Origin of the sequence: Candidatus Limnocylindrus sp., assembly GCF_040397235.1 — a bacterium.
Lineage (GTDB): Bacteria > Chloroflexota > Limnocylindria > Limnocylindrales > Limnocylindraceae > Limnocylindrus.
In genome coordinates this window covers 216,046-236,598 of the sequence record NZ_JBBAWH010000001.1, presented here as the reverse complement: position 1 = coordinate 236,598, position 20,553 = coordinate 216,046, and the positions used below count along the sequence as shown (strand labels likewise).

The 20,553-nt window shown below is 64.3% G+C and carries 19 protein-coding genes and 7 tRNA genes; 24 read left to right on the top strand and 2 right to left on the bottom strand.

Annotated elements, in window-relative coordinates; translation table 11 throughout:
• Positions 1–5: 5 nt before the first annotated feature.
• The 15 genes from AC3LB0_RS01240 (at position 6) to AC3LB0_RS01170 (ending at position 7,355) form a co-directional block, all read left to right on the top strand.
• Positions 6–827 carry a triose-phosphate isomerase family protein gene (locus tag AC3LB0_RS01240; RefSeq protein ID WP_488649352.1) on the top strand — a complete coding sequence of 274 codons (822 nt, stop codon included), beginning with the start codon at positions 6–8 and terminating at the stop codon, positions 825–827.
• Positions 827–2,368 carry a 2,3-bisphosphoglycerate-independent phosphoglycerate mutase gene (gpmI, locus tag AC3LB0_RS01235; protein WP_488649351.1) on the top strand — a complete coding sequence of 514 codons (1,542 nt, stop codon included), beginning with the start codon at positions 827–829 and terminating at the stop codon, positions 2,366–2,368. Before AC3LB0_RS01240 ends, gpmI begins: the two co-directional genes overlap by 1 nt.
• A 71-nt stretch (positions 2,369–2,439) precedes the next feature.
• Complete coding sequence (gene secG / locus AC3LB0_RS01230) at positions 2,440–2,661, top strand: preprotein translocase subunit SecG (protein WP_488649350.1); 222 nt, start codon at positions 2,440–2,442, stop codon at positions 2,659–2,661.
• 14 nt (positions 2,662–2,675) lie between these two features.
• The gene (locus AC3LB0_RS01225) at positions 2,676–4,337 is read left to right on the top strand and encodes an ABC transporter substrate-binding protein (protein ID WP_488649349.1); all 1,662 of its coding nucleotides are present in this window, start codon (positions 2,676–2,678) and stop codon (positions 4,335–4,337) included.
• 21 nt (positions 4,338–4,358) lie between these two features.
• A tRNA-Leu gene (locus tag AC3LB0_RS01220) sits at positions 4,359–4,445 on the top strand.
• Between the two features lie 8 nt (positions 4,446–4,453).
• A tRNA-Leu gene (locus tag AC3LB0_RS01215) sits at positions 4,454–4,538 on the top strand.
• Between the two features lie 39 nt (positions 4,539–4,577).
• A tRNA-Val gene (locus tag AC3LB0_RS01210) sits at positions 4,578–4,653 on the top strand.
• 102 nt (positions 4,654–4,755) lie between these two features.
• A tRNA-Phe gene (locus tag AC3LB0_RS01205) sits at positions 4,756–4,831 on the top strand.
• Positions 4,832–4,847: 16 nt separating this feature from the next.
• Positions 4,848–4,923: transfer RNA gene (locus AC3LB0_RS01200), tRNA-Gly, on the top strand.
• Between the two features lie 29 nt (positions 4,924–4,952).
• Positions 4,953–5,026, top strand: a tRNA-Gln gene (locus AC3LB0_RS01195).
• A gap of 10 nt (positions 5,027–5,036) precedes the next feature.
• A tRNA-Cys gene (locus AC3LB0_RS01190) sits at positions 5,037–5,113 on the top strand.
• A gap of 119 nt (positions 5,114–5,232) precedes the next feature.
• Positions 5,233–5,649 (top strand): 30S ribosomal protein S6, encoded by a 417-nt coding sequence (gene rpsF / locus AC3LB0_RS01185; RefSeq protein WP_488649348.1) that lies wholly within the window; start codon positions 5,233–5,235, stop codon positions 5,647–5,649.
• Between the two features lie 3 nt (positions 5,650–5,652).
• The gene (locus tag AC3LB0_RS01180) at positions 5,653–6,093 is read left to right on the top strand and encodes a single-stranded DNA-binding protein (protein ID WP_488649347.1); all 441 of its coding nucleotides are present in this window, start codon (positions 5,653–5,655) and stop codon (positions 6,091–6,093) included.
• 32 nt (positions 6,094–6,125) lie between these two features.
• Positions 6,126–6,395 carry a 30S ribosomal protein S18 gene (gene rpsR, locus AC3LB0_RS01175; protein ID WP_488649346.1) on the top strand — a complete coding sequence of 90 codons (270 nt, stop codon included), beginning with the start codon at positions 6,126–6,128 and terminating at the stop codon, positions 6,393–6,395.
• A 21-nt stretch (positions 6,396–6,416) separates the two neighbouring features.
• Positions 6,417–7,355, top strand: a complete 939-nt coding sequence (locus AC3LB0_RS01170; RefSeq protein ID WP_488649345.1) for a branched-chain amino acid transaminase — start codon at positions 6,417–6,419, stop codon at positions 7,353–7,355.
• A gap of 14 nt (positions 7,356–7,369) precedes the next feature.
• On the opposite strand, the gene AC3LB0_RS01165 is transcribed toward AC3LB0_RS01170, so the two are convergent.
• A complete protein-coding gene (locus AC3LB0_RS01165) occupies positions 7,370–9,007 on the bottom strand; it encodes an LCP family protein (protein WP_488649344.1) in 1,638 nt (545 codons plus the stop codon).
• Between the two features lie 80 nt (positions 9,008–9,087).
• Between AC3LB0_RS01165 and AC3LB0_RS01160 the strand changes: the two genes are divergently transcribed.
• From AC3LB0_RS01160 to AC3LB0_RS01120, 9 genes are read left to right on the top strand one after another with little or no spacing between them, the layout of a single operon-like run.
• Complete coding sequence (locus AC3LB0_RS01160; RefSeq protein WP_488649343.1) at positions 9,088–12,396, top strand: isoleucine--tRNA ligase; 3,309 nt, start codon at positions 9,088–9,090, stop codon at positions 12,394–12,396.
• Positions 12,393–12,863 (top strand): signal peptidase II, encoded by a 471-nt coding sequence (gene lspA / locus AC3LB0_RS01155; RefSeq protein WP_488649342.1) that lies wholly within the window; start codon positions 12,393–12,395, stop codon positions 12,861–12,863. Before AC3LB0_RS01160 ends, lspA begins: the two co-directional genes overlap by 4 nt.
• Complete coding sequence (locus tag AC3LB0_RS01150; RefSeq protein ID WP_488649341.1) at positions 12,860–13,804, top strand: RluA family pseudouridine synthase; 945 nt, start codon at positions 12,860–12,862, stop codon at positions 13,802–13,804. The genes lspA and AC3LB0_RS01150 overlap by 4 nt, the downstream gene beginning before the upstream one ends.
• Complete coding sequence (gene gmk / locus AC3LB0_RS01145; RefSeq protein WP_488649340.1) at positions 13,804–14,427, top strand: guanylate kinase; 624 nt, start codon at positions 13,804–13,806, stop codon at positions 14,425–14,427. The genes AC3LB0_RS01150 and gmk overlap by 1 nt, the downstream gene beginning before the upstream one ends.
• A 32-nt stretch (positions 14,428–14,459) precedes the next feature.
• Positions 14,460–16,853 (top strand): replication restart helicase PriA, encoded by a 2,394-nt coding sequence (priA, locus tag AC3LB0_RS01140; RefSeq protein WP_488649339.1) that lies wholly within the window; start codon positions 14,460–14,462, stop codon positions 16,851–16,853.
• 19 nt (positions 16,854–16,872) lie between these two features.
• On the top strand, positions 16,873–17,424 hold the full coding sequence (def, locus tag AC3LB0_RS01135) for a peptide deformylase (RefSeq protein WP_488649338.1): 552 nt from the start codon (positions 16,873–16,875) through the stop codon (positions 17,422–17,424).
• Positions 17,333–18,367: a methionyl-tRNA formyltransferase gene (locus AC3LB0_RS01130; RefSeq protein WP_488649337.1), complete on the top strand. Its 1,035-nt coding sequence runs from the start codon at positions 17,333–17,335 to the stop codon at positions 18,365–18,367. The genes def and AC3LB0_RS01130 overlap by 92 nt, the downstream gene beginning before the upstream one ends.
• Complete coding sequence (gene rlmN, locus AC3LB0_RS01125; RefSeq protein ID WP_488649336.1) at positions 18,364–19,581, top strand: dual-specificity RNA methyltransferase RlmN; 1,218 nt, start codon at positions 18,364–18,366, stop codon at positions 19,579–19,581. The genes AC3LB0_RS01130 and rlmN overlap by 4 nt, the downstream gene beginning before the upstream one ends.
• The gene (locus AC3LB0_RS01120) at positions 19,578–20,258 is read left to right on the top strand and encodes a ribulose-phosphate 3-epimerase (RefSeq protein ID WP_488649335.1); all 681 of its coding nucleotides are present in this window, start codon (positions 19,578–19,580) and stop codon (positions 20,256–20,258) included. The genes rlmN and AC3LB0_RS01120 overlap by 4 nt, the downstream gene beginning before the upstream one ends.
• 13 nt (positions 20,259–20,271) lie before the next feature.
• Here AC3LB0_RS01120 and AC3LB0_RS01115 read toward each other — a convergent pair whose 3' ends face one another.
• Positions 20,272–20,466, bottom strand: a complete 195-nt coding sequence (locus AC3LB0_RS01115; protein WP_445844463.1) for a L28 family ribosomal protein — start codon at positions 20,464–20,466, stop codon at positions 20,272–20,274.
• Positions 20,467–20,553 lie beyond the last annotated feature (87 nt).

Genomic DNA, 20,553 nt, shown 5'->3' with positions numbered 1-20,553 from the left:
CACACATGAGCAGCCGGCAGATCACGATCATTGCGAACTGGAAGGCGAACCTTCCGCCGAGCGAAGAGGTCGCGCTCGCCAAGGAGATTGCCGAGGGGGTGGGAGGCGCACTGCAGGCCGGGGGGAGCCCCTCGAGCTTGCGAGTACTTCTTGCACCGAGTGCGCTCGGACTCGTCCCTGTCGCCTCGTTGCTCCGACGAGAGTACCCCCAGGCCGGAATAGAGGTCGCCGCACAGGACTCCTCGCTCAGCAGCGCCGGGGCATTCACGGGCGAGATCCCCACAGTTCATCTCGTCGGGATCGCCCCTGCCGTTATCGTGGGCCACTCGGAGCGCCGTCGGGATCACGGCGAGAGCGACGAGGTCGTTGGCGGGAAGCTCGCACGCGTTGTGGCTGCGGGGCTGGCACCCGTCCTCTGCCTCGGTGACGACCTCCCTGAGGCCGAGATCGCAACACGCGTTGCCTATGTGGAGGCCCAATGTGCGGCGGCCTTTGCTGCCGCGGAGCGCGCCGGGTGCAGCGCAGGCCAACTCTTCGCCGCGGGCCTAGTCGCTGCCTATGAGCCCGTCTGGGCGATTGGCACTGGCAACCCAGCCTCGGTGGAGATTGCTGAGGCGATCGCCAGTGGCCTACGGAGCGCGCTGCATCGCGAGGAGCTCCCCGTGCTTTATGGAGGCTCCGTCGACGCCGCTTCAGCGCCAACATGGTTCGGTACGCCGACACGGCGCACCGCTCTCGATGGCCTCCTCGTGGGCGGAGCCTCCCTTCACGCCGATCGCTTCGTTGCCATCGTGCGTGCCGCGCTGGCCGCGACGGAACCTGCGTGATGCCGGGCACCACGCGTCGTCTTGCACTGATCATCGTTGACGGGTTTGGCGTCGGCGACGGCGGCGCATGTGACGCCATCTCTGCCGCATCCATGCCGAACTGGCGTGCGCTCTGCGCACAGCACCCGCATACGACACTCGGCGCGAGCGGCGAGGCGGTTGGACTTCCGGCTGGCCAGATGGGGAACAGCGAGGTCGGCCACCTGAACATCGGGAGCGGGCAGCGCGTACCGCAAGACCTTCCGCGCATCGATGCGACGATTGCCGACGGCTCATTTGCACAGATGGCCGGCCTGCGCAGCGCACTGAGCGCAGCGCAAGAGAGCGGCCTGCATCTGATTACGCTCCTTGGCGGCGGCGGCGTGCATGCCAACGATCGCCATGCAATCAAGGTGCTGCGCGCCGCTCACGAGGCCGGCGTCCCGCGAATTCTCGTGCACCTGCTCCTCGATGGCCGCGATACGCCACCCCGTTCGGCCGCGGCAGCCCTCACCTCGTTCCAGCAGCGCATGAGCCAGGCGGCGCCATCAGCGCAGATTGCGACCATTGGGGGGCGCTACTACGGCATGGATCGTGACGCGCGTTGGGAGCGTACGACCGCCGCACTCGAGGCCATCGTTCTTGACGGCGATCGCCTTGCGGCCAGCGCAGAGCTCGCCCTCGAGGAGGCGTACGCGCGCGGTGAGAGCGATGAGTTCGTCCTACCGACGAGGGTGGCGCTGCGCGACGCAGCAGCGATTCGATTCGCCCCCTCCGACGTGGTGATCCATGCAAATTTCCGCGCCGACCGAGCACGACAACTCGTTCGTGCCCTAGCCGCACCAGAGTTGTCTGAACTTGCTCGTCCCGCCACTCTTCCAGTGCGTTGCTGGGGGATGACCTCCTACGGAGAGGGAGAGGGGCTCGCGCTCGTGCAGCCAATCTTTGGGCCCTCTGTTGTGCCATCCCTCGCCGGACTCGTGGCAGCCGCCGGCATGCGTCAGCTGCACGTTGCAGAGACAGAGAAGTACGCGCATGTGACCTACTTCCTGAATGGCGGAATCGAAGAGGCGTTCTCAGGTGAGCGGCGCATGCTGGTACCCAGTGACCGCGTCGCCACCTACGACCTGGCACCCGAGATGCAGTCAGCGGCGATCGCGGCGGCGGTTGTCGCCGCACTCGAGCATGGAGACGAGGGGCTGATTGTGGCCAACATCGCCAACCCCGATATGGTCGGACATACGGGCGACTTTGCCGCCACGGTGCGTGCCTGTGAAGCCACAGACCGCGCCATTGGCGCGATCGCAGCAGCGGCTGCAGCGGCTGGCGTGGCCCTGATGATTACGGGCGACCATGGCAATGCTGAGGAGATGTGTGCCGTTGACGGCTCGCCGCTCACGAGCCACACCCTGCAGCGAGTGCCGCTCCTTGTCGCGTACGGCGAGGGCTCAGGGGCAACGCTGGCAGAGGGGGACCTCCGAGATATCGCCCCTACCGCCTGCGCCCTCTTGGGCCTGCGCCCTGACCCGGCAATGACGGGGGAGTCGCTCCTGCGACCCTAGCCTCCAGGCGCCTCCTGCGTGGGTCGGGTGGTAGAGTGAACGCAAGAAGAGATAGTCCAGTAGGAGGACCTATGAATCCAATACTTGCACTCGGACAGATCGTCGTCAGCATCTTTTTGATCATTGCCATCCTGATGCAGTCCCGAGGAATCGGCCTCAGCTCTGCCTTCGGTGGGGACTCCAGCGTGTATCGTTCCCGCCGCGGGGTTGAGCGCCAACTGCTCCGCTTTACGGTCGCGTTGATCATCCTCTTCGTCGGCTTCTCGGTGCTCGGCTACCTCCAGACGAACTAAGTCGGACCGCCGTGGTGAGCAGGCAATACGGCGCTCGACAGGGGATCACCCGCAAAATCGCCGCGGTGATCTTCGCCGCCGCCGCACTCTTTGCCGGGGCTGCCCAACTCGGCCTGACCAGCGCTCAAGTCCCAGGAGTTGGCGCGCCAGGCGGGGAGTTGCCATCGGGCGAAGGGGTGCTGACCGTTGGCGTTGTGGGGATCGCCTCAACGCCACTTCCGCTCTTCGCTGAGACCGCCGCCGATCGTGCCGTTGTATCACTGACCTATCGAAGCCTGACGCGCCTTGATGCCAGCGGGTGGCCAGGACCGGACGTGGCCTCGGCATGGAGTGTCGCCGCCGACGGACTCTCGTGGACGATCACCCTGGAGCCGGCTGCGCACTGGCAGGATGGATCCACGGTGACCGCGGCTGATGTGCTCACGACGATCGCGATTGCGTCAGAGCTCGGCACCGCGGGTGGGTATTGGCAGTCGATCACTGCGGAAGAGGGCGATGATGCTGGCACGGTGCGAATGAGCGCCTCACGGGCGCTGGCAAACCTCCCAACGATGCTCAGCTCGCTGCCACTCCTCTCTGCGACACAGTTTGCCGGGCTCAGCGCGGCACAGATCCCAGACTCTGATGCGGCGAAGGTGCCGCAGGGGAGCGGCCCGTATCGCATTACGAGCATCTCCTCTGGGGGCGCTGGCCTGGTTCGACGAACCGATCTGCTCGCCTCTGACCAGGCAGCCCTTGCGGCGGCTGGCACATCAGCAGAGAAGATCGCGCTCTACTTCTTCCCTGACGCCGCATCGGCACTGCGCGGCTGGAGCACAAGTTCGCTCGATCAGCTTGTGGGGCTCGATATTGCCGATGCACGTCGCGGCACCGCTGCGCGAGGGAGAACGATTGAGCTCGGCTCAACGGTCTTCTCGGGGATTGCCACGAACCTGCGACCAGGGAGCGTGCTTCGCGATCCGCGGCTGCGAGCGGGCCTAGCAGCGCTCCTCGACCCTGTTGCGATCACCAACGTATTCGGCGGCTCCGTTGCACGGACACCCGTGTCGCCGCTCTCGTGGGGCTGGAGTGCACCCCCTGACGCAACGAGTGGCGCTGACTATGCGACGAGCCTGTTCAAGTCCGTCAAGTGGAAGCAGGGGGCCACGGGGTGGTCGCTGCCAAGTGGCGTGGCCGCGAGCCTTGAGATTCTCACCTTGCCGGCGCTGGCGCACCCTGCTGACGCCGCGGTCGCGGCGCAGGCGGCGGCGGCGTGGACGGCCTTCGGTATCCCAACTCAGGTGACAGAGCTCTCTCCTATCGACCTCACCAGCCGCCTAGCATCTGGAGCGTTTCAACTTGCCGTTCTGAACGTTGATGTCGGCATCGATGTTGATCTCTATCCACTGCTCGGGTCGGGGGCAGTCCTGACTGGCGGCAACGTCGCGGGAATCCAGCTTAAGGATCTCGACCAGCTGCTCAATCGCGCTCGCCAGCCAGGCGACCGGGCTGCACGTACGGCCTCCTTGGTGGCCCTGCAGAAATGGCTTGCGGAGACGAATTACATCTTGCCAATCCGCTTCCGTTCGGTCGAACTCTTGAGCTCAAGCCGCGTCACCCAGGTGGCCCCAATGCTCGTGGATGAGCCAGAGAGCTACCTGCGGGCTGTGCTATTCTTCCGCCTCGCGACTCCCTAAGCTATTAGGGGGTTCGAACGGGTCGAGGTGGCGGAATTGGCAGACGCGCTGGCTTCAGGAGCCAGTGTCCGCAAGGACGTATGGGTTCAAGTCCCTTCCTCGATACCAGCACCTGTGCCCAGGTGGCGGAATTGGTATACGCGTACGTTTGAGGGGCGTATGACGCAAGTCATCCGGGTTCAAGTCCCGGTCTGGGCACCACATCTCTTACGCTGACGGCCAAGGGCCGCAGCCGCACCCGGGCGGTTAGCTCAGTTGGTAGAGCACCTCGTTTACACCGAGGGGGTCGGGGGTTCGAGCCCCTCACCGCCCACCAGCACCCCCTTTAGCCTCCCCGCAGGGCCTCGTTGCGCCCCTCGGCGGGGGAGGGTATCCTTGCCGCCGTTGGTGCGTACGTTCGCGTGGCTGCGGGCGTCGGGCCGAGATAGCTCAGTTGGTAGAGCACGCGCCTGAAGAGCGCGGTGTCGCCAGTTCGAATCTGGCTCTCGGCACCACTAAAGGTTGACCGGTGCGGAAGTGGCTCAGTTGGTAGAGCATCACATTGCCAATGTGAAGGTCGCGGGTTCGAGTCCCGTCTTCCGCTCCACTCCCTCATTTGGGAACTCGAGGGGTCGTTGCCCCTTCGTCTAGTGGTAGGACAGCGGACTTTGGATCCGTGAACCGAGGTTCGAATCCTCGAGGGGCAGCCAGCACACACAGGGCGACGTACCCAAGTGGTCTAAGGGGGGGGTCTGCAAAACCCCTATTCGCCGGTTCGAATCCGGCCGTCGCCTCCAACTCCCCACCGTTGAAGCTCCCCGCACCCCCTGCTACACTCACGGCTGCCTTTCGGCTCCGGCCCACTACGCAAGTCGCGTAGGGCGCACCGGGGCGAATCCATAGGAAGGAGTGGCCGATGCGCCGCTATGAGCTCATGTTGATTCTCCGTCCCGATGTGACGGAAGAGCGCACGAAGGCGATCTTCGAGCGCACCACCCGCTCCATCACCGAGCAGGGCGGAACAATTCTTAGGGACGTCGCCTGGGGCCGCCGCCGCATGGCCTACGAGATCGATCACGCCAAGGACGGCGTCTACCAGATCTATGTGTTCGAAGTTGCCGCATCGGCAATCGCCGAGATTGAGCGCGTGCTCCTGATCACCGAAGAGGTGCTCCGTCACCTGGTGATCCGCGACGAGCGCAAGGGTGCCGCCGCACTTCGCGACTTCAATCTTGATGGTGGTACGCCGGCGCGACTCGAGCTCGACGCCGATGACACCGAGGGCGAAATCGCCGCCGCAGCTGCAGCAGCCGCTGCAATTGGCGGAGAGTAGTCCATGTCGTTCGCGAAGATCAGCATCATCGGAAACCTTGGTGCCGACCCAGAGCTCAAGTACACCGCCGATGGCAAGCCGCGCCTCGAGATGCGCGTTGCCACCAATGAGCGCCGCAAGGCTGCTGGCGGCGACTGGGAAGATAAGACCACCTGGTATCGCGTCATCATGTTTGGTGAGCGATCGGTGAAGCTGGCTGAGTGGCTCCGTAAGGGGCGCAAGGTGTACGCCGAGGGTAGGCTTCAGGTGGATATGTACGACTCGAAAGAGGGAGAGAAGCGCGTTGCGCTGGACATCCTCGCGAGCGAAGTCGTTATCGTCGATCGCAATCCTGACGCTGATCCGAACGCGCCACGCGCGCCTCGATCTGCTGCACCGAGCCAGGGCTCTCCAGAAGAGAGCAGCCAGTCGGCGCCAAGCGATCTTGACGACCTTCCGTTCTAATCCCAACCACATCGAATTGAAAGGAGCACACCATGCCTGAGGCACCAAAGCGATTCAAGAAGCGTGATGACAAGTTCGGCGCAGGGCGGCGTCGCCGCGTCTGCTCGTTCTGCAGCGACAAGCAGGGGTACATTGACTACAAGGAGATCAATCGTCTCCGCCGCTACCTTTCGGACCGCGCCAAGATCGAGCCACGTCGCAAGACGGGCACCTGCGCGCAGCATCAGCGTGAAGTCACCGCGGCGCTCAAGCGCGCTCGGCAGATGGCGCTCTTGCCGTACGCACCGCAGCACCAGGGCTAGGATCGGGTAAGGGAGGGCTTCATGGCAGAGAGCGCAGGCCACGAGTACGACGGGATGATCGCCTATCTAGAGGGCGATTTCCGACCGTTGGCCGATGCCAAAGTCAGCGTGATGACGCACGCGTTCCTGTACGGCACGGCCACCTTTGAAGGGATTCGCGCCTACTGGAACGCGGACGAGCAGCAGCTCTACGCGCTGAAGGTGACCGAGCACTTGGAGCGGCTGCGCTCCTCCTGCAAGATCATGCTCATGAATCCACTCCCGGATGTGCAGGCGCTTAAGGGAATCGTGGTTGAGCTACTCAAGCGCAATGCGTTCAAAGAGGACGTGTACGTTCGGCCAAGCGTCTACAAGAGCACCAAGGCGATCGGGGTGAAGCTGCACGGCCTAGAGAATGATCTCTACGTAATCTCCGTCCCGTTCGGTGACTACATTGACACCGCGACGGGGATCCGTTGTGCAACCGTGGCTACGCGCCGCACCTCTGATCTAGCCATCCCAGCGCGAGCCAAGATCGCTGGGAACTACGTGAACAGCGCCTTCTCTAAGAGCGAGGCGGGGCTGAACGGCTTTGACGAGGCGATCGTGCTCACCGAGGCGGGGAAGGTCTCAGAGGGCTCGGCCGAAAACCTCTTCATGGTGCGTGGCGGGAAGCTCGTTACCCCTGGGGTGAACGATGACATCCTGGAAGGGATCACTCGAGCGGCCATCATCGAGATTGCTGCAGAGCTCGGCATCCCGGTGGTTGAGCGTCAGATCGACCGGAGCGAGCTCTACATCGCCGACGAGATCTTCCTCGTAGGGACTGGTGCGCAGGTATCGCCTGTGATTGAGGTTGATCACCGTTCCGTCGGTACTGGGAAGATTGGCGAGCTAACGAAGCGAATTCAGAGCCGCTACTTTGATGCCGTGCGCGGTAAGGCGCCCGCCTACAAGCACTGGCTCACGCCGATCTACTAAACCGGGTGGCGCCCCTACGGGGTGACGGTCGGCACGTCGGCGCCAGTAATAATCTCCACATCAACCGTAACGGTCTGGTCATCGATCAACGTCGCCTTCATGCCGAGGAGTTGCTCAAGTAACGCGAGGGAGACGGGCATTCGCTGTTCGGCCCCGTTGTAGACGATGAATCGCGTCTTGAGCAGGCCGATCTCGCCGGGCGTGATGGCAGTTGGCGCTGACGCATCAAGACCGGCGCGGCTGAGCGCCGTCGCTAGCACTCTCGCTTCGCCCTTTCGACCGGTGCCGTTCAGCACCCAGATGCGCGCCGCCTCCCTCGCAATGGCGTCGGCTTCACGCTCCTCCTTGGTTGGCTGCGCGCTGAACGCTTGCACCACAGCGGCGCGAATCTTGACCACATCTGGCGTGATGATGTACCCACGGCTATCGGATCCGACAGTTTGATAGGTCGGCGGCGTGAAGACGAGGCTGCGAATGCTTCCCGAGTCAATTTGGGCGATGAGATCTAAGAGGAGCGGGAGATCCTGCTGTGGGAAGTCGCTCTTGAGAGAATCCTTAAGCGCCGCTGCGAGTGAGGGGAGGTTTCGCGTGATCGCCGCCATATCGCTTTGGGCACGGATTGCGGTGATCACCTGCTGCTGCCGCGCGGCGCGATCAAAGTCAGAGCTGCCGTGTCGTGATCGGGCAAAGATCAGCGCCTCTGCGCCATCCATCGCGTGCACGCCAGCCAGAACATGGATGCGTGCGTATTTGCCACCACCAAGGGGATACGAGTCATCCGTCACCGGATTTTTCGCCGTGATGCGCACACCATCAAGGGCATCCACAATCTCCTGGAAGCCAGCGAAATTCACCATCAGCGAGTAATCGATCGTCATGCCGTAGAAGTTGCCGAGCATTTCACGCAGGGCGGGCATGGGGCCGTCTGGGAAGACGGTCGCATTTCGACTTGCTGAGGCGTAGTAGGAGTTGATCTTGTTGCCATACGTTGCCCCGTACAGTCGCTGGGCGTTAGCGGGCACCGGGAAATCAACGGTGTCGCGTGGAATGCTGAACATCGTGACGGTTCCATTGACCGGATCAACGCTGGCAACGATCAGGGTGTCGGTGTTGAAGGAGGTGCTGTCGCCACGCTGGTCGATCCCGACGAGGAGTACGTTTAGGCGCTCCTTCCCATCCCAGCGTGGTGCAGGGGTCGCGCCAGGCGTTTCGGTGCCAGAAGAGAAGATGCCGCCGACGAGCTCTGATGCCGTCGTGACGTAGCCGCCCAGGATGAGGTGGAGCGAGAGGGCGGCCACGAGCGAGAGGGCGAGGCCGGCGAACGAGGTGCCATTTCCGCGAAGTCCACTCTCCCGCTGTAAGGCTCCGCGCCACGCGTCAGCGGCTGCGACCCCACGCCAGGCCGCAAGGAGAATGTTGAGGATGCCAGCCGCACTCAGCCCGAAGGGGGTGATTAGGAGTCCGACGAGGCCTGGCAGGCCATCCGCTGCGACGATGCCACCTACCAGTGCCAGGAGGAGGATGGGCGGTGCGAGGAAGAGGAGTGCCGCTCGCCAGCGTCGCTCATAGAGGTGCCCGAACCCTGGGACCACCAGCGAAAAGACAGCCGCCGCGAAGGCTGAGCGTCGTGGAGTCTCAGTCGGTTGGCTCATAACGGGAACCATACCGCCTTGCGGAGAAGGGGGGTGCCCCCCGTTTGCCATGTCGGGGGTGGCGTGGCACGCTCCTCTCAATGTTCAACCCTGTTGATTCGAAGCCTGACCTGATCAGCCTGGAGCACCAGATGCTGGCGCGTTGGCGTGCCGAGGGAACATTTGAGCGCCTCCGCGCGCAGACTGCCGGCGGTGAGCCTTGGTCTTTCCTCGATGGCCCAATCACCGCCAACAATCCGATGGGCGTCCATCACGCCTGGGGTCGCACCTATAAAGATCTCTTCCAGCGCTTCCGTGCGTCGCTCGGACACGAGCTACGTTGGCAGCAAGGGTTTGACTGCCAAGGCCTCTGGGTCGAAGTAAACGTTGAGAAAGAGCTCGGGCTCACCTCCAAGCGACAGATCGAGGAGCGCGGCCTGGCGGAGTTCATTCAACTCTGTAAGCAGCGTGTGCTCACCTACGCCGCGCGACAGACCGAGCAGTCGATTCGACTGGGCATGTGGATGGATTGGAACGACCCAGCGGATCTCCTGCGCCTGCGTGACGCACTCAGCGACGCGCCGGAACGTGAGATGGCGATCGCTGGCGCCACTAGAGAGGTTCGCGGAACGCCAGAGGGGCTCATCGGACAACTCGGTTCGCCCGAGGTTGGCGGCTCGTACTTCACCTTCTCGGATGAGAACAACGATCTGATCTGGAGCTTCCTGGCTGAATGCAACCGCCGCGGCTGGCTCTACAAGGGGAGCGACAGCATGCCGTGGTGCACACGTTGCGGCACGGGTATCAGTCAGCACGAGATGACGGAGGGGTACGCCGATCGCGATGACCCATCCGCCTACTTCGGTTTCCCTCTCGTTGATCGCCCTGGCGAAGAGCTTCTGGCCTGGACGACAACGCCGTGGACCATTCCAGCCAACGTCGCCGCTGCGGTGAGCCCAACCCTCTCCTATGAACTGGTGGAGTTTGACGGTCGCAAGATGTGGATCGGCGCAACGCGTCGCGTCGCCGCACTCGGCGGTGGTGCACCTCGCGCGAAGGTACTTGACACCAAGCAGGGGAGCGAGCTGTTGGGGTGGCGCTACCGCACCACGTTTGATGCCGCACCAGCCGTAGCCGCAGCCCTCGGCCCAGATGGTGCCGCACACCGTGTGATCTCGTGGAGCGACGTTGGCGCCGAAGAGGGGACGAGCATCGTGCACATCGCCCCTGCCTGCGGTAGCGAGGACCACGCCCTCTGCATCACCGAAGGCCTGCCGATGATTGCGCCGATTGATGAGAGCGGTATCTACCTTGAGGGGTTCAATGATCTGAGCGGGAAAGACTGGCTCGCTGTTGCCGATCTCGTCTTTGCTGCCCTTGAGCAGAGTGGGAGCCTCTTGCGTCGAGAGAAGATCACGCACCGGTATCCGCACTGTTGGCGCTGTGCAACGCCGCTCGCCTTCCGACTCGTGGATGAGTGGTTTATCAGCATGGGCGCCACCTACGAGAAGCCACGCGAGCAGCTCAGCGCCGCAGAGAAGGCGGGGAGCCTGCGCTATCAGATCATGGATGTTGTCGACAACATCTCGTGGCTCCCATCGTTCGGACACGATCGCGAGCTTGACTGGCTCCGCAACATGAGCGACTGGATGATCTCCAAAAAGCGCTATTGGGGACTCGCGCTGCCAATTTACGAGTGCGAAGGATGCGGCGCTGTAGAGGTGCTTGGGTCGCGAGCCGAGCTTGAGGGGCGCGCCGTTGCCGGGCTTGACGCCCTGGCGGGGCATAGCCCCCACCGGCCATACATTGATGAGGTTCGTATCGCCTGTTCAAAGTGCGGTGGCGAGGTGCAGCGCGTCCCCGACGTTGGCAATCCGTGGCTCGATGCGGGGATCGTCTCGCTCTCAACGATGCGCTATCGCAGCGATCCCGAGTACTGGAAGCGCTGGTTCCCCGCTGATCTGATTACGGAGAGCTTCCCTGGTCAGTTCCGCAACTGGTTCTACTCGTTGCTCGCTATGTCGACGGTCATGGTCGGGAGCGAGCCAACGAAGACCGTGTTCGGCTACGGACTCGTCTTTGCGGAAGATGGTCGCCAGATGCACAAGAGCTGGGGCAACTCCATTGAATTTGATGAGGCGGCCGATCGCATGGGCGCTGATGTGATGCGTTGGCTCTTCGCCGGCTCGCGCCCCGAAGAGAACGTGCATTTCGGCTGGAGCGGGGCGGATGAGGCACGCCGTAAACTTCTCGTGCTCTGGAACGTCTACGCCTTCCACATCGGCTACGCGAACAGCGCTGGCTGGCGCCCTGGCGGCGCTGCGAGCCCAGTTGCCGAGAGGGGCGCGATGGATCGCTGGATCCTGAGCCGCACCGCCGACCTCGTCTCGACCGTGGAGGGGGCGCTCCGGGGCTACGACGCCCAGTCGGCCGTCACACGTCTTGAGGCGGCGATCGACGAGCTCTCTACCTGGTACCTCCGTCGCTCACGCGATCGTTTTGACCTCTCCACCAGTGAGGCGGATCGGAACGATGCCTTCGCCACCCTTCATGAGGCGCTGCTGACGCTGCTGCAGGTGGCGGCACCGATCGCACCGATGTTGACCGACGCGATCTACACCAACCTGGTTGCCGACGGCGCGACGGGGAGCATCCACTTGCAGCCGTGGCCGAAGGCACGCGTGCAGGGCTGGCGTGACCAGGCCCTTGAAGATTCAATGAGCCGAGTGATTCGCGCCGCCGAACTGGGGCGCTCCGTGCGCAGCGCCGCCGCCATCCGCACACGTCAACCGCTCGCACTGGCGCGCGTCGTCTTTGGCGGCGAAACCCCACACGCCGAACTACTCGAGATCCTTGCGGACGAACTGAATGTCAAGCGAGTTGAGTCGGTCACCGATGCCTCCGGCCTCTTCGAGCGCAAGGTGAAGGTGCTCTTGCCGAAGGTTGGAAAGCGACTCGGCGACAAGCTGCAGGCGGTACTCGCCGCAGCGCGCTCTGGTGATGTGGAGTTCCTCGCAGGCGGCGCGGTACGTATTGTGGGCCTTGAATTCGCGCTAGATGAGATTGAGATCCAAGCGATCCCACGTGATGGCGGCTTCGTTGCTGAAGGGGGCGGACTGGTTGTTGAGCTTGAGACGGCCCTGACACCAGAACTCATCGCAGAGGGTGACGTCCGCGAGCTCTCCCGTGCGGTGCAGGACCTGCGCAAGCGTGCTGGGCTGCAGATCGGCGATCCGATCAGCCTCTATCTGCCCGAATCGGCGCGGTCGCTTGCCCCATACACAGAGCAGCTTACGCAGAGTGTTGGCGCGCGCTCGATTGAGTTTGGTGCCACCGCCGGTGACGTTGCGGATCAGATTGAGCTCTCCTTCGGTGACACCGCCTTCTCGTTCTGCCGGTCTGCCGGATGAGGCGGGCCACACTCGCACTCATTGCGCTCGCACTCATCGCAGCGGATCGAGGATCAAAGATGCTGGTAGATGGCATGGATCTTGCGGTCCCGCATCAGCTGATCGGTTCGCTCCTGCAAATCATCCGTGGCGAGAATAGTGGCGGCCTCTTCGGCATTGTGCAGGGGAGTGCCCCGCTCCTTGCCGCCCTCAGCATCGGCGTCATCCTTGCCCTTGTGATCTTCCACGAGCGTGAGCGACTTCCTCGCGTTACCCCTCTGACGGTTGGGGTCGGGCTGCTCATTGGTGGCGCGATTGGCAACCTTATTGACCGCTTGTCATTTGGCTATGTGCTTGATTTCATTGATGTCGGCGTGGGAAGCCTGCGATTCTGGACCTTCAACATCGCCGATGCAGGAATCAGCTTCGGCATCGTGATCTTGCTCGTGGATACCTTGTGGCGTTCTCGTAGTACGGTTCGCAGATGAGTGAGGCGCGTGAACTAGATCTGCCGATCCCGCCAGAGGCGGCCCGGCAGCGTGCTGACCGGTTTGTCGCAGATAGGAGTGGGCTCTCTCGCTCGTTTGTGCAGCGACTCATCTCTGAGGGCCATCTGACCATGGGGGGCCTCATCGTGCGCGCCAGCTCCACGCTCGTTGCAGGGCAGACGCTCCACCTCGTGATTCCGCCGGTGAGTGAGACAACGCTCCTCGCCGAAGATATTCCGCTCACCGTGGTCTATGAAGACGAGGACATCGTGGTGGTAAATAAGCCTGCCGGTCTCGTGGTGCATCCCGCGCCAGGCCATGCAACAGGCACTCTCGTCAATGCGCTGCTGCACCATGTGGCAGAGCTGCCTGGGATTGCCGGCGTCGCGCGTCCCGGACTCGTGCATCGGCTCGACAAAGACACCAGCGGACTCTTGATCGTTGCGAAGGGTGACGTGGCGCAGTTGAGCCTGATGGCGCAGTTGAAGGCGCGGCGCATCAAGAAGACCTACCTCGCCCTTGTGCAAGGTTCGGTAGCCGCCGAGCTGGGGCGCATCGAGGCACCGATCGGCCGAGATCCGAATGAGCGCAAGCGTATGGCGGTGGTCGCAGGTGGTCGCGAGGCGACGACGGGGTACCGAGTGCGCGAGCGATTCCCGGGCTGGACACTGCTCGAGGTGGACCTCATCACCGGCCGCACCCATCAGATTCGTGTGCACCTGACGGAGATTGGGCACCCCATCGCTGGAGACCCAACCTATGGGAACGGCACCAGTCGACGCGGTCCCGATGCAACAACGCGCCTCTTCCTTCACGCCTGGAAGATCGTCTTTGCTCACCCGCGGGATGGGCGTCTGATGCGCCTCGAGGCCGAGCTCCCCGCCGACCTGCAGGCGCCCCTTGATGCGCTACGGTTGCACTCCAGCAGAGGGGAGGGGTGATGGAGCCACAGCGACGAGCAGGGGCACCAGGCGCTCAGGTGATCGTGATCTCCGGGCCGAGCGGCGTGGGCAAAGACACCATCATCAACGAGCTGCGCCGCCGCCCAGTGGGCCAAACCTTCCACTACGTCGTCACCTGCACGACCCGACCACCCCGCTCGGGCGAGATGAACGGTGTCCACTACCACTTCCAGAGCCGCGAATCGTTTGATGCCCTGAACGCCGCAGGCGAACTCCTTGAGGCGGCCACCGTGCACGAACGCTCGTACGGAACACCCCGCGACGAGGTGCGCGGCGCCCTAGCGCGCGGGCAAGATGCGCTCTGCAAGATCGATGTGCAGGGTGCGCGGAGCCTGCGCAAGGTGATCCCTGAGGCGATTCTGATCTTCGTGGCACCCCCATCCCCAGAGGCGCTCGCGGAGCGCCTTGCCGGTCGTGGCACCGAGACGGCCGATGAGCTGGTGACGCGCGCGCGGAACGCGATTACGGAGATGGAACGCGCGCGGGAGTATGACTATCTGGTGTTGAACGAGACTGGTTATCCCGAGGAGGCCGCGGCTCAGGTCGAGAAGATTGTCCTCGCCGAGCGTGCGAAGCACCCGGAGCGTCGGATTTCGGTGTGACCGGGGGCGCCGAGCCTCACGTGGCCCCTCCGATGACGGTCGTCCGCGTCGCCGTCGATGTGCCAGGAGCTCCTGGCGAGCGGCTCTACGACTACCTTGCCGGCGGCGTGACCCACGCCACCGTTGGCGATGGCGTGATCGTGCCGTTTGGCGGACGGCGGGCAATTGGCATTGTGGTGGCACTCGATCCAACAGATCTGCCACCAGCGGGAATCACCCTCAAACCGATTGAGGGCCGACTCGGCAGTGCGCCGCTCGTTACCCCTCTGCTCATGTCGCTTGCGGAGACCATTGCAGCGCGTTGGGCCGCGCCGATCGCCACCACCGTGCGATCGCTCCTCCCTGCTGGAATGTTGGATGCCGTCGTGCTGGAGTCGCGCAGGGTAGGAGAGGCGAGCGAAACCTCTGCGCGCATCGGGCTTGGTGAGGAGTGGGTGGCTGTGGAACGTCTCACAGGGGCTCGCGGTAAAACACGCGCAGCAACGCTGAAGAGCCTCCGCCAACTCGAGCTACTTGGCGAGGCGGAGCGTCGCTGGTCACTGGTACGTGGCGGTGCGCAGAGCCTCGACACGACCTTCGCCTCGTTGATCACGGATGTTGCCCCTGCGATCCTGGAGGCGATGCGACTTGGTAGCCGACAGGTTGCCGCAGTGGAGCAGCTCACCGCAGCGGCACGCAGTGATGATCCTTGGATCGCGGCGAGTGCACTCCCCGGAGGCCTCCCAACGGCGCGCCGACTCGCCGATGCTGGCGCTGTGCAACTTGAGGTTCGGCGCATCCAGCGACGGCATGCCGATCGGCGGAGCGCGCCAGTTGATGGCGCGGGGTCCGAGATCACCCTGACTAGTGTGCAGCGTGAGATTGCTGATGCCGTCTGTGCGCGCAGTGCGGCGGGAGAGACGCTGCTCGTCGATGGCCCACCTGGCTCTGGCAAGAGTTGCGCGGCCGCCGATGCTGCGGTGCGGATGATCGCCGCTGGTCGATCGGTGCTCTGGCTGGTGCCAGAGGCGGCGCAGGTGGCGATCGCTGCGGACATGCTCGCCGCTGCTGGCGGCGCGCCCGAGCCGATCCACTCAGGCCTCAGTGCTGGTGAGCGCCTCGATGCACACGACCGACTCCTTGAGCCGGGACCGCATCTCGTCGTCGGCACGCGCGTCGCCCTCGGTGCCTTGCGTGACGAGGTTGGTCTCGTTGTTGTGGACGAAGAGCATGAGGGTGCCTATAAATCTGATCGCACACCGCGACTCCATGCGCGTGAAGCGGCGCGTGAGCTGGCACGCCTTGCTGGCGCCGCGACCCTTCTTCTGAGCGCTACCCCTGCAGTTGAGTCGCTGGCGCGCGCCGAGATCGAGGGCTGGCGCCGCTTCACGTTGACACGACGTACCCCAGCCCCGCTCGTTGAGGTGATCGATCTGCGGCAAGAGCTCGCCGATGGGTGGCGCGGCATGATGAGCCGCTCGCTGCTCGAGCGCCTCACTGCGCTCGATTGGAGTGGGGGATCACAGGCGCTCCTGATCATTAACCGCCGCGGCTTAGCCTCGGCGCTCCTCTGCCGCGACTGTGGTGCCGCGCAATCGTGCCCCTCATGCGAGCGGCCACTGGTGCTCCATAGCGCCGGATCGCTGCTGCGCTGCCACGGCTGCGGCATTGCAGCGGAGCCACTCACTCGCTGCCCTTCGTGTAGCGGGGCACGTATTCGCGCGTTGGGTGGTGGCACCGAACGCCTCGAGGCTGAGGTGCGCGCGGCGCTCCCCGACGTGGTTGTTGATCGCCTCGATGCAGACGCGGCATCGGCGATCGGCTCTGGCGACCGCATTCTTGATGCGTTCCGTAGTGGTCGAACGCAGATCCTCGTCGGCACCGCCCTCGCCGCCAAGGCGCTTGACCTGCCGGCGCTGGCGCTGGTCGGCATCGTCTCGGCTGACACGGGCCTCCTCCTCCCCGACGAGCGGGCGGCGGAGCGCGCAGTCGCGCTGGTCGTTCAAGCGGTAGGGCGACTCGGACGCGGTACAGAGGCCGGTGTGGCGGTCATTCAAAGCTACCGCTCCGAAGACCCCGCGATCACGGCGGCCGTGGAGATCGCCCGCGGGGGGAGTGTCGACGCCTGGCGTGCCCGCGAGATCGGTTTGCGGAAGGCGGCCGGAGGCGCGCCATTCTTGCGCACGATCAAGGTCAGTTCGGCGGCGGCAACCGCGGCCGCGGCACGGCGCAGCATCGAGGGGTTGGCAGCCACCCTCCGCACCGCTGCGGCAGCGGGAGGCGACGATCAGGCGCGCATTCTCGGGCCGATCCCCGCATGGGTACCGCGGCGGGCTGGGCGCTGGCGGGAGAACTTGATCCTTCGTGCCGCGAGCATTGAGCCGTATCTACCGCTGATCCGTGGACGCGACCTCACGGTCGATGTGGACCCAGAGACGCTCCTGTAGCGCTTGCTAGAATCTCGCCATGAGTGTTCGACCGATCCTGCTCCTCGGTGACCCACGGCTCCGCCTCCCTGGCGCGCCCGTGGAGAGTTTTGGCAAGCTGCTGCACTCCCTTCTCGATGATCTTGCCCACACGATGCGCGCCGCGCCAGGGGTCGGACTCGCCGCTCCACAACTGGGTGAGCCGCTGAGCGTTGCCGTTGTGGAGGCGAAGGGGAAGACCTATGAGTTGGTAAACCCACGCATCGTGCGCGACACCGGCGACCAGACCGACCTTGAGGGCTGCCTCTCGATTCCTGGATACGTCGCTGAGATCACGCGAAGAGAGCGCGTCTGGGTTGAGGCGCAGGATCGCAACGGCCGCCCGTACAAGTTCAGCGAGCAGGGGTTCTTGTCGCGCGCAGTGCAGCATGAACTCGACCACCTCGCCGGCACCCTCTACATCGATTACCTCGACTCCATGGATCAGCTCATCGCCGTCGATGAGGACGACGACGAGGAGCCAGGCGATTCACCTGAGGCCGCCGTGGTTGCACGGCGCCGCAAGGCGCTGCGAGGGCATAGTCACAAGTAGTCGTCTGATCCTATTTGGCAGTGGCGGATTCGCCGTCCCGTCGTTCCGCGCCGTTGCTTCGGACCCCCGTTTTGAAATCGCCGCTGTGGTGACGGCGCCGCCACGCGCCGCCGGCCGAAGCGGTGCACTCTCGCCGACCCCTGTCGACACCTGGGCATGCGACGCTGGACTACGGGTTGAACACGTCGCCAAGGTTCGCGACGCCGCGCAGATTGAAATGATCAAATCAATCGGTGCAGAGGCGGCGCTGCTTGCGGATTTCGGTCAGATCATTCCTGCGGCGCTCCTGGATCACTACCCGCGCGGCATCGTCAACCTGCATCCGTCACTTCTGCCGCGACATCGCGGCGCAAGCCCGATTCCCGCAACGATCCTCGCTGGCGATCGCGAGACGGGGGTCTCCACCATTGTCATGGATCAAGGGGTCGACACAGGGCCAATCATTACCGTGCAGCATCTGCGACCGCGTCCAGCTGTCACGGCCGCCGAGCTTGAGATGGAACTCGCCGAACTCGCCGCCGTGGGCGTCGCCGACACCCTTGCAACATGGCTGCAGGGGAGTGAGGCGGCACGCCCCCAGGACGTCGATGGTGCGACACAGACGACGCGCCTCGCCCGAGCCGATGGCCGGATTGGCGCAGGAGCGACCTCCGAGTCGGCGTTGCGGATGTGGCGGGCGTATCAGCCATGGCCAGGCGTCTGGGTTGAGATCCCTGGCCTGGTCGAACGGCTGATCCTGTCGAGCGTCAGCCCGGCAGAGGGAGGTGCTCCAGTCGCCCTTGGTGGGCTCGAGCTGCACGACGGCACGCTGCTCCTCGGCCTTGCGGGTGGAACGCTGCGCCTTGACCGCGTGACCCCCGCTGGCGGCAAGAGCATGACGGGAGGGGAGTTCGCGCGAGGGCGTCAAGGGGAACTCGCTGCGCATGGGAGAATCGCAGAATGAAAGAGACAGTGGCAGCAGGAGGATCGCAGCGGCCCCTCAGCCTCTCTGACCTCAACGTGAACCAGCTCGCCGCGCGGGTGAGCGACCTCGGCGCTGAGTCGTATCGGGTCACACAGGTTCTCGATGGTGCGTGGCGCTCCGTGGCTACCTCCTGGAGCGAGGTGACAACACTCGGAAAGCCGCTCCAAGAGCGTTTGGCGGGCGAGATCCGCTTCAGTGCCTTCGATGAGATTGAGCGACAAGAGGCTGAAGATGGCGCCACCACGAAGTTGCTCCTAACTCTCTCTGATGGAGCGAAGGTTGAAGCGGTGTTAATGCGTTCTCCCGCTGACCCGCGCCGAGGGTCAGGGCCACGTGCCACCGTCTGTGTCTCCAGTCAGGCGGGATGCGCGGTCGGCTGCCCATTCTGCGCCACGGGTGAACTCGGCTTCACCCGTAATCTCAGCGCCGGCGAGATCCAAGATCAGGTGCGCATTGCACGTCAAATCCTTCGTACCGAGGAGCGCGAGCTCACCAACGTTGTCTACATGGGAATGGGGGAGCCGCTGCAGAACATTGATGCCGTCTTTGCGTCCATTGATGGCCTCACCGATCCGGCGCGAGGTGGGATTGGGCAGCGCCGCATCACCGTCTCCACCAGCGGCGTCGTGCCCGGGATTGAGCGACTCGCGAAGCAGCGCCCGCAGATCACCCTCGCCGTCTCTCTTCATGCGGCACGCAACCCGCTGCGCGATCTCCTTGTACCGCTCAATCGCAAGTGGCCAGTGGAGGCGGTCATCGCCGCTGCCGACGGACATTCGCGTGCGACGGGGCGCCGCACCACCTACGAGGTCACGATGATTGACGGCATCAATGACCGAGCGGAGGATTCAGCGGCGCTCGCCTCACTGCTGCGCGGGAGCGGCGCGCATGTGAACTTGATCCCCATGAACGCCGTTGCGCATACCCCATGGCAAGAGTCCAAGCCTGAGCGCATCGAGCAGATCGCCAATCAGCTTCGGGCCGCGGGACTCACCGTCACCGTGCGCCGCAATCGTGGTCGCGAGGCGGGCGCCGCATGTGGGCAGCTCGCCGCTGAGAAGGCTGGCGCACCAACCCCCGTGGCAGTAGCCCGCCGACGCGAGTTGCTCGTAGCGGCGAGCGCCGCCGCCCTGCAAGGACAGCGCACCGCACAGCCGATTGCCCCATCCGGACCGCTGGGCGGTGATGCATGAGCGGCGCACGCATCGAAATTGCCGCGAGCATCTTGAATGCCGATCTTGGTGCGCTCCGCGAGGCGGTGCAGGCGGCAGAGGCGGCGGGTGTTGACCGGATCCATCTCGACATCATGGATGGCCACTTCGTGCCAAACCTTACGTTTGGCCTCGCAACGGTTGAGGCGCTGCGCTCCGCAACCAAACTTCCGTTTGATGCGCACCTCATGATCCTCTCACCCGGGCTCTGGGCAACGCGCTACGTTGATGCGGGCTGCGAATCGGTCGCGATCCACGTCGAGGCGCCAGACCAACACCGAGTGACCCTCGATGCGATTCGTGACAGCGGCGGTCGCGCCGGGCTCGCACTCGACCCCGAGACGCCGATCGAGTCGCTGGTCTCATTTCGCGAGCAGCTGGACTTCGCCCTTGTCATGACGGTGAAGTCAGGATTTGGCGGTCAGTCGTATCGGCCCGAGGCGGCAGCACGCATGGCTGCGATCCGGGCACTTGTCGGTGAGCGCGATGGCCACCCGCTGCCACTTCATGTGGACGGCGGCATCAGCGCGACAACGGCGGGAGGCGCTGTGCGAGATGGGGCAGACCTACTGGTCGTCGGCAGCGCGCTCTTCTCGGCGCAGGACGCCAACGGTATGGGTGGAGCGGTTCGTGCGATCCGGGAGTCGGCGACCCGCTAGGGCCGCGCTTGGCTTAGGCGCCCTTGCTGGCCGTGCGACGGCAGCGGGTGCAGACCAGGACGCGCTTCGTGGTCGTTCCAACGGCAATCACCGTTGGCTGCAGGTTGGCGCGGAAGCGGCGGTGAGCCCGAACGCGGTTCATCCCGACCGACTGGGGGTTGAAGCCCGCGATCGAATCCTTGCCGCAGAGGGTGCAGAAGCGAGCCATGTCTAATCTCCTTACGTGGTCGGGCTCCCAGTGGGACACGCCCGTCGTACGTGCCGTATCGTAGCAGGTACGTCCGAAGCCTTGCCC

Coding starts and splice junctions, on each gene's coding strand:
- AC3LB0_RS01160 (WP_488649343.1), top strand. CDS start 9,088: ATGTTCAACCCTGTTGATTCGAAGCCTGACCTGATCAGCCTGGAGCAC.
- secG (WP_488649350.1), top strand. CDS start 2,440: ATGAATCCAATACTTGCACTCGGACAGATCGTCGTCAGCATCTTTTTG.
- lspA (WP_488649342.1), top strand. CDS start 12,393: ATGAGGCGGGCCACACTCGCACTCATTGCGCTCGCACTCATCGCAGCG.
- gmk (WP_488649340.1), top strand. CDS start 13,804: ATGGAGCCACAGCGACGAGCAGGGGCACCAGGCGCTCAGGTGATCGTG.
- AC3LB0_RS01170 (WP_488649345.1), top strand. CDS start 6,417: ATGGCAGAGAGCGCAGGCCACGAGTACGACGGGATGATCGCCTATCTA.
- def (WP_488649338.1), top strand. CDS start 16,873: ATGAGTGTTCGACCGATCCTGCTCCTCGGTGACCCACGGCTCCGCCTC.
- rpsR (WP_488649346.1), top strand. CDS start 6,126: ATGCCTGAGGCACCAAAGCGATTCAAGAAGCGTGATGACAAGTTCGGC.
- AC3LB0_RS01150 (WP_488649341.1), top strand. CDS start 12,860: ATGAGTGAGGCGCGTGAACTAGATCTGCCGATCCCGCCAGAGGCGGCC.
- AC3LB0_RS01240 (WP_488649352.1), top strand. CDS start 6: ATGAGCAGCCGGCAGATCACGATCATTGCGAACTGGAAGGCGAACCTT.
- AC3LB0_RS01115 (WP_445844463.1), bottom strand. CDS start 20,466: ATGGCTCGCTTCTGCACCCTCTGCGGCAAGGATTCGATCGCGGGCTTC.
- priA (WP_488649339.1), top strand. CDS start 14,460: ATGACGGTCGTCCGCGTCGCCGTCGATGTGCCAGGAGCTCCTGGCGAG.
- AC3LB0_RS01165 (WP_488649344.1), bottom strand. CDS start 9,007: ATGAGCCAACCGACTGAGACTCCACGACGCTCAGCCTTCGCGGCGGCT.
- AC3LB0_RS01120 (WP_488649335.1), top strand. CDS start 19,578: ATGAGCGGCGCACGCATCGAAATTGCCGCGAGCATCTTGAATGCCGAT.
- AC3LB0_RS01180 (WP_488649347.1), top strand. CDS start 5,653: ATGTCGTTCGCGAAGATCAGCATCATCGGAAACCTTGGTGCCGACCCA.
- rpsF (WP_488649348.1), top strand. CDS start 5,233: ATGCGCCGCTATGAGCTCATGTTGATTCTCCGTCCCGATGTGACGGAA.
- AC3LB0_RS01130 (WP_488649337.1), top strand. CDS start 17,333: ATGAGGACGACGACGAGGAGCCAGGCGATTCACCTGAGGCCGCCGTGG.
- gpmI (WP_488649351.1), top strand. CDS start 827: ATGCCGGGCACCACGCGTCGTCTTGCACTGATCATCGTTGACGGGTTT.
- rlmN (WP_488649336.1), top strand. CDS start 18,364: ATGAAAGAGACAGTGGCAGCAGGAGGATCGCAGCGGCCCCTCAGCCTC.